The following is an 11355-nucleotide window of genomic DNA, read 5'->3' as shown; positions in this document are numbered from 1 at the left end:
CCCCAGATGAAAGGCACCCCGCACCTTGATCGGGGAAATGCGGCGCGCAGCGCCTGCATTTCAGGGGCGCGGGGAACTGCGCGAGAAGCCCCACCGGCCCGCAGCCGCGCGTACGACCTACTGCGGCACCCCGGAGCGCAATGACCTACCCCGGAACCGCGGAGCGCACCCGCTCCCCCAGCTCCCGTACCGCCGAGACGAGGGCCTCGGGTCCCCGGACCCGGAACTCGACCCCCGTCATCGCCAGCCGCACCGCCATCCACTCCACCGACTCGGAGACCCGGCCCCGCAGCACACACCCCTCCCCGCCCGGCAAGGGCATCGGCTCGCCCACCCAGGACGGGACCCGCGTCGCGACGACCTCGACCGGCGCGAGGAACTCGACGTCCAGCTCGTAGTCCCCGCCCGCCGCGGCCCCGCGGGCGGAGGACATCGACCGCTGGACGTACCGCGCCGCATCCCCCTCCGGCACCTCCCGCGGAGCGAACCGCGCCCCGGTCGCGAACGGCTCCGACACCCGGTCGACCCGGAACGTGCGCCAGTCCGCGCGGTCCAGGTCGAACGCGACGAGGTACCAGCGGCGCCCCGTCGACACGAGCCGGTACGGCTCGGCCAGGCGCCGGGTCTCGGTGCCGTCGGCCGCCCGGTAGTGGAAGCGCAGCCGCTCCGAACCGGCCGCCGCGGACGCGATCACGGTGAGCGTCTCGGGCGCGATCGTCGCCCCGTCGCCCGAGGTCAGCGGGATCGTGGCGGCCTGCAGCGTGGAGACGCGGTGCCGCAGCCGCGACGGCAGCACCTGCTCCAGCTTGGCGAGGGCTCGTACGGACGCCTCCTCGACCCCTTCGACGGCGTGCCCGGCCCCGGCCCGCAGCCCGACCACGATGGCGACGGCCTCCTCGTCGTCGAGCACCAGGGGAGGCAGCGCCTTGCCGGCGACGAGCCGGTAGCCGCCGTCGGCGCCCATGGTGGCCTGCACCGGGTAGCCGAGTTCGCGCAGCCGGTCGATGTCACGGCGCACGGTGCGGCGCGAGACGTGGAGCCGTTCGGCGAGTTCGCCGCCGGGCCATTCGCGCGGCGTCTGCAGGAGCGAGAGGAGTTGGAGCAACCGGGCCGGGGTGTCGGTGGAGGAGCTCGTCTTCGTCATGTCTCCAGAATGCTGCCCCAGTAGGACATGACCTGACCTACATACCTTCTACTTTCTTCCCATGACCTCAACCGCTGCCGCCGCCGGCACCACCACAGAAGCCTCCGGGCCCGCCGACCGCAGGCGCTGGTTCGCCCTGGCCATCGTGATGACGGCGGCCTTCATGGACCTCGTCGACGTCACGATCGTCAACATCGCCCTGCCGACCATCAAGGCGGACGAGGGCGCCACCACCGGCCAGATCCAGTGGATCACCGCCGGATACGCGCTCGCGTTCGCCGCCCTGCTCATCACGGGCGGGCGGCTCGGCGACATCTTCGGCCGCAAGCGGCTGTTCCTGCTGGGGATCATGGGCTTCACCGTCGCCTCGGCGCTGTGCGGCTTCGCGGCGAACCCGGAGATGCTGGTCGCCTCGCGCATCCTGCAGGGCGGCATGGCGGCGATGATGGTGCCGCAGGTCCTGTCGATCGTGCACGCCACCTTCCCGGCGCACGAGCGCGGCAAGGTCTTCGGCCTGTTCGGCGCGATCGTCGGCCTCGGCGCGGTGTCGGGTCCGCTGCTCGGCGCGCTCCTGACGGAGTGGAACATCGCGGGCCTGGAGTGGCGCCCGATCTTCCTGATCAACCTGCCGGTCGGCATCGCCGCCCTGATCCTCGGCTCGCGCGTCATCACCGAGTCCAAGGCCCCGACGGCCCTCAAGCTGGACCTCGTCGGCGTCGTCCTGGTCACCCTCGCGATGCTGGCGCTCGTCTACCCGCTCACCCAGGGCCGCGAGAACGACTGGCCGGTCTGGGGCTACGTGATGATGGCGGCCTCCGTCGTGATCGTCGCCGTGCTGATCGCGTACGAGAGGGCGAAGACGCGGCGCGACGGTTCGCCGCTGATCGAGCTGTCGCTGTTCCGGGTGAAGAGCTTCGCGGCGGGCATCGCCGTGCAGACCGTCTTCGGCATCACCACCGGCATCTTCTTCCTGACCTGGACCCTCTACATGCAGATGGGCCTCGGCTGGAGCGCGCTGCGGGCCGGTCTGACCGGTGTCCCGTTCTCGATCGCGGTGTCCGTCGCGGCCGGTGTCTCGGTGCAGAAGCTGGTGCCCCGCTTCGGCCGCAAGGTCCTGCAGGCCGGCGCGCTGACCATGGCCGCGGGCGTCCTGATCTACGTCTTCGAGGCCGGCCACTACGGCCTGGACATCGCGTCCTGGCAGATGGCGCTGCCGCTGGTCGTGATGGGCCTCGGCATGGGCCTGATCGTGGCGCCGCTGACCGACGCGGTGCTGTCCGAGGTGCCGCGCGAGCACGCCGGCTCGGCCTCCGGCCTCATCAACACCGTGATGCAGATGGGCAACGCGCTGGGCCTGAGCCTGGTCTCCGTCGTCTTCTTCAACGTCGTCGAGGACCACTTCGCGCAGGGCGCGGGCAACGCGGCGTTCATCGACGGCTTCCGCAACGCGCTCGTCTGGGCGGCCGTCATCCTCGTAGGAATCTTCCTCCTGATGTTCGCCCTGCCGAAGCGGGCGCCGCAGGCGTCGCCGGAGGCGTCATCGGAGGATGGGGACGGAGCGAGCGGCGAAGCCGCGGCTCCCAGGGGCGCGGAGAACGGCACGACCGGCCACGACGAGACCCGCACTGGCGAACTCATCGGCTGACCCGCGGCGGTGGACGACCCCGCGCCCCCGGAGGGGTCAGGCGCTGGACCGGGCGACCTGGTCCAGCGCCTCCAGCACGTCCGCCGGAACCCCCGTGGGTGCGACCGCCCGCGGGATCCGCTCGCGTATCTCGCTGCGCACGGTGGGCCAGGACCGCAGCCCCACGGGGTGGAACTCGGCGTTCGGCATCTGGTCGACGAACGGCCACAGCGCCTGCTGCGACTTGTCGTTGCGCAGGTGCTGCGAGCCCGAGATGGTCACCGGCAGGGTCTGCGTCGCGGCGCCCTTCGCCGAAGCGGTCTCCTGGCCGTAGAGGTGGGTCAGGAAGGCGCCGGCCTCCTTGGCGTGGCCCCTCGCCTTGAAGACGAGCATCCAGGCGTTGAGCCCGACCGGCGCCGCCGCCCCGTCCCCGGCCCGCTTGGGGAACGGGGCGGTGGCGTACGGCAGCCGCGCCTTGGCCGCCGCGCCGAGCAGCACGGGGTGGGCGATGAGCATGCCGGCGCGGCCCTTCATGAACTCCGCGTAGGCGGCGGTGCGGGTGAGCTTCGCCGGGTCGGCGCCCGCGAGGCCGGGCTTGACGAGCTCGTCGCGCAGCCAGGTCAGGGTCGCCTGGTTCTCGGCGGAGCCGAAGTCGTAGCCGCCCAGCTGGGAGTAGCCGCCGCCGCCCGCCACCAGCCACGCGAGCAGCTCGTCCTCCGAGGCCTCGGGGCCGAACTGCAGCGCGTACGGGGTGGGGACGCCGGAGGCCTTCAACGCCTTGGCGGCGGCGAGGAGTTCGGCCCAGGACCCGGGCGGCCCGTCGATGCCGGCCCGCTCGAACAGCGCCGTGTTGTAGAAGAGGCGCGGGGTGCTGGCGAAGATCGGGATGGCGTACTGGACGTAGCCGGACTTGCCCGCGTCGGCGAACGACGAGATGAAGTCGGCCTGCGTCGGCACGTCGAAGAGGTCCTCGACCGGGTACAGGTCGCCTGGTTCGGCGTACGGCGCGAAGATGTTGCTCAGCGCGATGTCGGGGGCGCGGCCGTCCTTGACGCGGCGGGCGATGACGCTGTCGAGCTTGAGGAAGGGGATCCGCTCGATCTCGACCTTGATGTTCGGGTGCTTCTTCTCGAACGTCTCGGCGACGGTGTCCCACTGGTCACCGATGGAGGCGCCGACGCTCTTGTCGTAGCTCGCCACCATGAGGTTGAGGGTCACGCCGTCGCCGTCGTCACCACTGTCGTCCGAGCCGCCGCAGCCGCTCATGGCCAGGGCACCCGCCCCGGTCAGGCCTGCCGTCTGAATCAGGAACTGCCGCCGCCGCACCGCACTCGCCCCGCTCGGGTCTCTTGGATCTGCCGAAGCCATCTGCGCACGTGAACGTCGCGTGTGATCGCCGCACGCGACCACCGGACACGATCACCGGAGGCGATCGCCGGACGCGACCACGGGACGCGATCGCCGACGATCACTGAACGTGATCGAACATCACTTTTGCGCCAGTGGCACATTGTGACACACAGGCATACCATGACTTCATGGCAGGTGTGGCAGGCGTCTCAGATAGCGGGGGACCGGGCGGTACGAGCGGTACGGGCTCGGCGCAGGGTGCGGCGGAAGCCGCGCCGGCCTCGCTGACCGAGCGGCGCAAAGCAGCCACCCGACTCGACATCGCACGTACCGCCGCCGAGCTCTTCACCGAGCGCGGCCTGCGGGCCACCCGCGCCGAGGACATCGCCCGCGGCGCCGGCATCGCCCCGCGCACCTTCTACCGCTACTTCCCCACGAAGGAAGAGTCGGTCGCCCCGCTCTTCGCCGCCGGGGCCCAGCTGTGGGCGGAGGCCGTCCGGGAGGCCCCGGCCGGGCTCCCCGTACCGCAGGCGCTGCGGCACGCCGTCGAGCGCGCCCTCACCGCGGACGACCCGGAGAACGCGGCCTCGCTCGAGTGGATCCGCGCGCTGCTGCGGATGGCCGACGAGTCGCCCGCGCTGCGCGCGGTGTGGGCCGACACCAGCCGGGTGTCCGAGACGACGCTGCGCGCGATCCTCGCGGAGCGCACCGGCGCCGACCCCGGCGGGCTCGGCCTGCGGCTCGCCGCCGGTGTCGCCTCCACGGCGGTGCGGGTCGCGGTGGAGACGTGGGCGGCCTCGGACGCCCCCGCGGCCGGGCCCGGCGGACCCGCGGCCCTGGCCCTCACCTGCCTCTCGGCGCTGGACGGCGCCGTCGATTCCAGCCCAGCGGCGATGGAGCCGTGAAGAAGTGGAGCCACAGATGAACAACCTCACCGGCAAGACCGTCATCATCACGGGCGGTGCCCGCGGCATCGGCGGCGAGGTCGCCAGGACCGTCGTCGCCGCCGGCGGCAACGTGGTGATTGGTGATGTCCTCGACGACGAGGGCAAGGCCCTCGCCACCGAGCTCGGCGACCAGGCCCGTTACGTCCACCTCGACGTCACCTCCGAGGAGGAGTGGCAGGCCGCCGTCGCCTACACCACCGCCGAGTTCGGCCGGGTCGACGGCCTGGTGAACAACGCCGGCATCTCCACCGGCATGCCCTTCGAGACGGAGAGCGTCGAGCGCTTCCGCAGGGTCCTCGACGTCAACCTCGTCGGCGTCTTCGCCGGCATGAAGACCGTCGTGCCCGCGATGAAGGAGGCCGGTGGCGGCTCCATCGTCAACATCTCCTCGGCGGCCGGCCTGATGGGCCTCGCGCTCACCGGCTCCTACGGCGCCTCGAAGTGGGGCGTGCGCGGCCTGACGAAGATCGCGGCGGTCGAGCAGGGCACGGCCCGCATCCGCGTGAACTCCGTCCACCCCGGCATGACCTACACCCCGATGACCGCCCAGGTCGGCATCCAGCAGGGCGAGGGCAACTACCCCAACACCCCCATGGGCCGCGTCGGCGAGGCCGACGAGATCGCCAAGGCCATCGTCTTCCTCCTCTCCGACGACTCCTCCTACGTGACGGGCGCGGAGCTGGCGGTGGACGGCGGCTGGACGACCGGCCCGACGGTGAAGTACGTCATGGGCCAGTGATCCCACCCGCCCCTCAGGGGCGGAACGAAGGGCCCGGCTCCCGATGGGGGTCGGGCCCTTCTCTGTGTATGCGAGCAGGCTTAGATGCCCGTTTGCGTCTGCTGCATGCCCGAGTCTGTTTACTTTCAGGAATTCCGGTCGTAGCCTCGAAGAAGAGCAACATATTCGGGCACACTCACAGACGAGGACACAGGTAAACGGTCATGTACGCACCGGAGCGCCAGCAGGAGATCCTCCGCCTCGCCCGTGACGGCGGACGGGTCGACGTGCTGTCCCTCGCCGAGGAGTTCCAGGTCACCGCAGAGACCATCCGGCGCGACCTGAAAGCCCTCGACCGAGCCGGTCTCGTCCGGCGCGTGCACGGCGGCGCGATCCCAGCCGGCCGCCTCGACTTCGAGCCCGACCTCGCCGAGCGTGAGGGCACTGCCGCCGACGAGAAGGACCGCATCGCCCGTGCGGCCGTCGCCGAACTGCCCGCGGAGGGCAGTGTCGTCCTCGACGCCGGATCCACGGTCTCGCGCCTCGCCGCCGCCCTCCCCGTCGAGTCCGGACTCACCGTCGTCACCCACTCGCTGCCCACCGCGGCCCGCCTCGCCGACCACCCGGGCATCCAACTGCACCTCGTCGGCGGCCGCGTCCGCCGCCGCACCCGCGCCGCCGTCGACGCGTGGGCGCTGCGCGCGTACGGAGAGATCCGCGCGGACGTCGCCTTCATCGCGGCCAACGGCTTCTCGGCCGGGGGCGGACTGACCACGCCCGACCTCGCCGAGGCCGCCGTCAAGCGGGCGGTGATCGCCGCGGCCCGCCGCGTGGTGCTGCTCGCCGACTCCGGCAAACACGGCCAGGAGCACTTCGCCCGCTTCGGCGACCTCACTGACGTCGACCTGCTCGTCACGGACACCGGACTCTCCGCCGAGGACGCGGCCGCGATCGAGGCCGGCGGTACGGAGGTGCTCCGCACATGAGCCCGTATCCCATGAGGCGGTACCCCGTGAGCCCGCACTTCATCAGCCCGCACCTCATGAAGCCCGCACCGATTCCGGTGCCATGAACGCCCGCGCCATGAACGCCCGTACGGAAGCCGCGGTACCCGGCATGATCCTCACCGTCACCCCCAACCCCTCCCTCGACCGCACCTACGAGGTCCCCGGCCTCGACCGCGGTGAGGTCCTGCGCGCCTCGGGCGAGCGGGTCGACCCCGGTGGCAAGGGGGTCAACGTCTCGCGGGCCGTCGCCGCCGCCGGCGCCGCCACGCTCGCCGTTCTCCCGCTCGGCGGCGCCCCCGGCGCCCTGGTCGCCGACCTCCTCGACCGGCAGGGCATCAAGGTCGCCCCCGTCCCGGTCGCCGGCCAGACCCGGTCCAACATCGCGCTCGCCGAACCCGACGGCACCCTCACGAAGATCAACGCCCCGGGGCCCGAACTCTCCGCCGGTGAGGCCGAGTCGCTGCTCACCGCCGTCGGCGACCAGTCCGCGGGCGCCGACTGGATCGCCTGCTGCGGCAGCCTCCCGCGCGGCCTCGCACCCTCCTGGTACGCCGAGCTGGTCGCCGTCGCCCACCGTGCGGGCGCCCGGATCGCGCTCGACACCTCGGGCCCGGCGCTCCTCGCGGCCCTGCGTCAACGCCCCGACGTCGTCAAGCCGAACGCCGAGGAACTCGCCGAGGCCGTAGGCCGCTCGCTCGGCACCCTCGGCGACGTCGTCGCCGCCGCCCGCGAGCTGCGGGAACTCGGCGCGGGCGCCGTCCTCGCCTCGCTCGGCGCGGACGGACAGATCCTCGTCGAGGCGAGCGGCACGTACTTCGCCTCCGCGCCCGTGGACGCCGTCCGGTCCGACGTCGGCGCCGGCGATTCCTCCCTGGCCGGATTCCTGATCGCCGGCGGCGCGGGGCCCGAGGCGCTCGCCTCCGCCGTCGCCCACGGCGCGGCCGCCGTCCAACTCCCCGGGAGCGCGATGCCGACCCCCGCCGACCTCGCCCCGGACGCGGTCACGCTGACCGCGCGAGTCCCCCTCGACCGGCCGCTCGCCGAACCGGTGGTGGCGCCATGAACCGCTCCGCCCCCCATCGAGCCATCCAGCAGAAGCTCAGCCGAAGGAGCCCGCGATGACCGGCCAGATGATCACCGCGGACCTGGTCGACCTCGACCTGTCCGCCGACACCAAAGAGGCGGCGGCCCGCTCCCTGGCGGAGCGCATGGCCGGCCTGGGCCGGGTCACCGACCTGGACGGATTCCTCGCCGACGTCGCCGCCCGCGAGGCCCAGATGCCGACCGGCCTCGACGGGGGCATCGGCATCCCGCACTGCCGCAGCGCCCATGTCACCGAGCCGACTCTGGCGTTCGGCCGCGCTTCCGGGGGCATCGACTTCGGCGCGCCCGACGGGCCCGCCGACCTGATCTTCCTGATCGCGGCCCCGGCGGGAGCGGACGACGCCCACCTCACGATCCTCTCCGCGCTGGCCCGACAGCTGATGGACGAGGACTTCAAGGCGGCCCTGCGTGCGGCGACGGACCCGGACCGCACGGCGGCCCTGATCCGCGGCGACACCGAGACGCCCGAGCCCGAGCCGACCTCTGAGCCGTCTGCCGCGCCTGAATCGGTTGCCGAGCCGGAGCCGGAGCCGGTCGAGGCCTCTGCCTCGGAAACGGAACCGGAACGGCCACCCTTCCGGATCGTCGCCGTCACCTCCTGCCCCACCGGCATCGCCCACACCTACATGGCGGCCGAGTCCCTGGAGAACACGGCCCGCGACATCGACGGGGTGGAACTCGCCGTGGAGACCCAGGGTTCCGCCGGGTTCACCCGCCTCGACCCCACCGTCATCGCGGCGGCGGACGCGGTGATCTTCGCCCACGACATTCCCGTACGGGAGAAGGAGCGCTTCGCCGGAAAGCCCACGGTCGACGTGGGCGTGAAGGCCGGCATCAGCCGCCCCGCGGAACTGATCACCGAGGTCCGTGCGAAGGCGGCCCGCGGCGAGATCACCGGGACCGCCGATTCCGGCGCGCCGTCCACACCTGTGGACAACGCGGGAGAGGTGACGGACGGTTACGGCACGAAGCTGCGCAAGTGGCTGATGTCGGGTGTGAGTTACATGGTGCCGTTCGTCGCCGCCGGAGGACTGCTCATCGCGCTCGGATTCGCGATAGGCGGCTACGAGATCGCGAACGTCAAGGTCGAGACCCTCTTCAACCACTTCGACTGGGGCTCGACGACCAGCTGGGCCGCGCTGCTCTTCCATATCGGCCAGGCGGCGTTCGCCTTCCTGGTCCCCGTCCTCGCCGGTTACATCGCCTACGGGATGGCGGACCGGCCGGGCCTCGTCCCCGGCTTCGTCGGCGGCGCCATCGCGGTGACCACCCAGGCGGGCTTCCTCGGCGGCCTCGCCGCGGGCCTGATCGCGGGCGGCGTCGTCATGGCGATCCAGAAGGTGAACGTCCCGGCCGTGCTGCGCGGCATCATGCCGGTCGTCGTGATCCCGCTGCTTTCGTCGATCGTCGTCGGATTCCTGATGTTCGTGGTGATCGGCAAGCCGATCGCCTCGCTGCAGAGCGCCCTGACGGACTGGCTCAACTCCCTCTCGGGTGCCAACGCGATCATCCTGGGGATCATCCTCGGCCTGATGATGTGCTTCGACCTGGGCGGTCCGCTCAACAAGGTCGCCTACGCCTTCGCGGTCGGCGGCCTCGCGAACCCCAGCGACGGCTCGCTCAAGGTCATGGCCGCCGTGATGGCCGCCGGCATGGTGCCGCCGCTGGCGATGGCGCTGGCCACGAGCGTACGGGGCCGGCTGTTCACCCGCGCCGAACGGGAGAACGGCAAGGCGGCCTGGGTGCTCGGCGCCTCCTTCATCACCGAGGGTGCCATCCCCTTCGCCGCTGCGGACCCGCTGCGGGTCATCCCCGCATCCATGGTGGGCGGCGCCGTCACCGGTGCCCTGTCGATGGCCTTCGGCTGCACCCTGCGGGCCCCGCACGGCGGCATCTTCGTCGTCCCGCTGATCGGCAACGCCCTGCTCTACCTCATCGCGATCGCCGCCGGAGTCTGCGTCTCGACCGCCCTGGTCGTCGCCTTGAAGGGGCTGCGCCGGACGGCGCCGGAGGCGGGCGGCAGCCAGGCTCAGGCCACGAAGGTCGCCACCGTAGCCTGAGCCGGCCGTCCGGACCGGGCCTTCGGCCGGAGGAAGTCCGAAGACGAAGCCTGGAGAGAAAGTCTGGACAGGGAGTCTGGACAGGGTAGTCCGGAGGGAAGTCCGGAACTGTCCGTTCCTGCGATATACGTCACGGTCCGGGACCAAAGGCCCGGACTGTGGTGTTCACTGGGCCGTATGCCTGAGCACGTGTCGATCCTTCAGCAGGTGGGCCTCGCGATCCTCGCGGTCGTGACGGTGGCCTGGGTGGTCGGTCTGGTGCGGCTCGTCCGCACCGTCGCCTTCGCCCCGCGGGGCCCCGCGCGGCTGCCGATGGGGGCGCTGCCCGCCCAGTCGCAGGCGCCCGCCCTGGAGTCGGTGCCGCTCACGGCCGACGAACAGGACGCGTTCGCCGGGCTCGTGCGGCAGTTCAGCCGCCGCTGAGCCGGACCCGGTCCGCCGCGCGGTGCTCGATCGCGGCGCGGGCCGCTTCCTGCGTCAGGTAGACCTCGCACATGTGCCGGCCGTCCCGCGTCGCCGTGTGCTCGACCTCCCAGAGGCTGACCTCGCAGCCGTCGCGCAGCAGGAACGCGTGCTCGTACAGCGCGAAGCCCTGGCTGAGTCTGCGGCCGAACGCCTGCGTGATCTCGTGCGCGCACGCGTCGCGCAGCAGCCGGGCCGTGCCGGGGCCGGGCCGGGTCGCCGCGTCCGGGTTCTCCGCGCGGCGCAGCAGGCGGCGGGCGTGGTCGACGGAGCTGTCCGGGTCGGCGGGGCCGAAGCTGTGGCCGCGCGGCGCGACCGCCTGGAGCTGGAGCGGGAGCACCGGCGTCTGGAGGGTGAAGTCCGGCGCGGACTCCGGGGGCAGCGGCAGCCGGCCGGTCGCCAGGTGCAGCTCGTCCTCGGTCACGTAGACCTCGTGCTGGGGCATGCGGTCCCGCCCCGTGTTGTGGACGAGCTCCCAGAGGGTGAGCGGGCTTCCGTCGGCGAGCAGCCAGGTGTGCCGGTACGTCTCCCGGTGCAGGCCGGCGCTGTGGTGCGCGGAGTGCAGGGTGCTGTCGTAGGCGAGGGCGCTGTCGAGGCGGGCCAGGATGTCGTCGGGGAGCTCGAAGGAGTTGAGCGCGCGCCCGAGCAGGCCGCTGAGCTGCCCGTCGGGCGACGTGTGCGACGCGAGGTCGGACAGAGGGTCGGGCACATGGTCGTACGGAACGCTCAAGGCACCTCCCGGGATTGCTTCGTGTCACCTTGTGGGTGCATACCGTAGCCCCTCGCTCGGACATCGGCCTCTGAAATGGCAAACGCGGAGCGGGATTTGGGAATCCTGCCTGCACAACGCGGGGGCCGCGCGGGAGGGCGGGGGCGGCGGCGCCCCCCCGATGAACGAGATATGTGGTTTCTGGGAACAGGCGGGGGGTGCCCACAGCC

10 protein-coding genes are annotated in these 11355 nt (G+C 72.1%); 7 read left to right on the top strand and 3 right to left on the bottom strand.

Going from position 1 to position 11355, the window contains the following annotated elements:
• Positions 1-145 precede the first annotated feature (145 nt).
• Positions 146-1144, bottom strand: a complete 999-nt coding sequence (locus ACFW9D_RS26210) for a helix-turn-helix transcriptional regulator (RefSeq protein ID WP_384625491.1) — start codon at positions 1142-1144, stop codon at positions 146-148.
• A gap of 61 nt (positions 1145-1205) precedes the next feature.
• Here ACFW9D_RS26210 and ACFW9D_RS26205 point away from each other — a divergent pair, with 61 nt between their 5' ends.
• Positions 1206-2789 (top strand): MFS transporter, encoded by a 1584-nt coding sequence (locus ACFW9D_RS26205; protein ID WP_384625488.1) that lies wholly within the window; start codon positions 1206-1208, stop codon positions 2787-2789.
• Between the two features lie 36 nt (positions 2790-2825).
• Here ACFW9D_RS26205 and ACFW9D_RS26200 read toward each other — a convergent pair whose 3' ends face one another.
• Complete coding sequence (locus ACFW9D_RS26200; RefSeq protein ID WP_384625485.1) at positions 2826-4034, bottom strand: extracellular solute-binding protein; 1209 nt, start codon at positions 4032-4034, stop codon at positions 2826-2828.
• A gap of 272 nt (positions 4035-4306) precedes the next feature.
• On the opposite strand from ACFW9D_RS26200, the gene ACFW9D_RS26195 reads away from it, so the two are divergent.
• The 6 genes from ACFW9D_RS26195 to ACFW9D_RS26170 all read left to right on the top strand — a co-directional run bounded on the left by ACFW9D_RS26195 (position 4307) and on the right by ACFW9D_RS26170 (position 10377).
• Positions 4307-5023, top strand: a complete 717-nt coding sequence (locus tag ACFW9D_RS26195) for a TetR family transcriptional regulator (protein ID WP_384625482.1) — start codon at positions 4307-4309, stop codon at positions 5021-5023.
• A gap of 16 nt (positions 5024-5039) precedes the next feature.
• On the top strand, positions 5040-5804 hold the full coding sequence (locus ACFW9D_RS26190) for an SDR family oxidoreductase (RefSeq protein WP_384625479.1): 765 nt from the start codon (positions 5040-5042) through the stop codon (positions 5802-5804).
• A 203-nt stretch (positions 5805-6007) separates the two neighbouring features.
• Entirely contained in the window at positions 6008-6769 is a 762-nt protein-coding gene (locus tag ACFW9D_RS26185) for a DeoR/GlpR family DNA-binding transcription regulator (protein WP_384625476.1), read from the top strand.
• 130 nt (positions 6770-6899) lie between these two features.
• Positions 6900-7853 (top strand): 1-phosphofructokinase, encoded by a 954-nt coding sequence (gene pfkB, locus ACFW9D_RS26180; RefSeq protein WP_384625496.1) that lies wholly within the window; start codon positions 6900-6902, stop codon positions 7851-7853.
• Between the two features lie 55 nt (positions 7854-7908).
• Positions 7909-9954, top strand: a complete 2046-nt coding sequence (locus ACFW9D_RS26175; RefSeq protein WP_384625473.1) for a fructose-specific PTS transporter subunit EIIC — start codon at positions 7909-7911, stop codon at positions 9952-9954.
• A gap of 177 nt (positions 9955-10131) precedes the next feature.
• Positions 10132-10377, top strand: a complete 246-nt coding sequence (locus ACFW9D_RS26170) for a hypothetical protein (protein WP_188338393.1) — start codon at positions 10132-10134, stop codon at positions 10375-10377.
• Here the strand turns inward: ACFW9D_RS26170 and ACFW9D_RS26165 are convergent.
• Positions 10364-11146 (bottom strand): DUF6227 family protein, encoded by a 783-nt coding sequence (locus ACFW9D_RS26165; protein ID WP_188338394.1) that lies wholly within the window; start codon positions 11144-11146, stop codon positions 10364-10366. The genes ACFW9D_RS26170 and ACFW9D_RS26165 overlap by 14 nt on opposite strands.
• Between the last annotated feature and the right edge of the window lie 209 nt (positions 11147-11355).

The sequence above is a fragment of the Streptomyces sp. NPDC059524 genome, assembly GCF_042749255.1.
Classification (GTDB): domain Bacteria; phylum Actinomycetota; class Actinomycetes; order Streptomycetales; family Streptomycetaceae; genus Streptomyces; species Streptomyces xanthii.
This window is presented reverse-complemented; position numbering and strand designations above follow the sequence as displayed.

Excerpts from the sequence above, each read along its gene's own strand:
- ACFW9D_RS26205 (WP_384625488.1), top strand. The coding sequence starts at position 1,206 with ATGACCTCAACCGCTGCCGCCGCCGGCACCACCACAGAAGCCTCCGGG.
- ACFW9D_RS26210 (WP_384625491.1), bottom strand. The coding sequence starts at position 1,144 with ATGACGAAGACGAGCTCCTCCACCGACACCCCGGCCCGGTTGCTCCAA.
- ACFW9D_RS26170 (WP_188338393.1), top strand. The coding sequence starts at position 10,132 with ATGCCTGAGCACGTGTCGATCCTTCAGCAGGTGGGCCTCGCGATCCTC.
- ACFW9D_RS26175 (WP_384625473.1), top strand. The coding sequence starts at position 7,909 with ATGACCGGCCAGATGATCACCGCGGACCTGGTCGACCTCGACCTGTCC.
- ACFW9D_RS26190 (WP_384625479.1), top strand. The coding sequence starts at position 5,040 with ATGAACAACCTCACCGGCAAGACCGTCATCATCACGGGCGGTGCCCGC.
- ACFW9D_RS26185 (WP_384625476.1), top strand. The coding sequence starts at position 6,008 with ATGTACGCACCGGAGCGCCAGCAGGAGATCCTCCGCCTCGCCCGTGAC.
- pfkB (WP_384625496.1), top strand. The coding sequence starts at position 6,900 with ATGATCCTCACCGTCACCCCCAACCCCTCCCTCGACCGCACCTACGAG.
- ACFW9D_RS26200 (WP_384625485.1), bottom strand. The coding sequence starts at position 4,034 with ATGAGCGGCTGCGGCGGCTCGGACGACAGTGGTGACGACGGCGACGGC.
- ACFW9D_RS26195 (WP_384625482.1), top strand. The coding sequence starts at position 4,307 with ATGGCAGGTGTGGCAGGCGTCTCAGATAGCGGGGGACCGGGCGGTACG.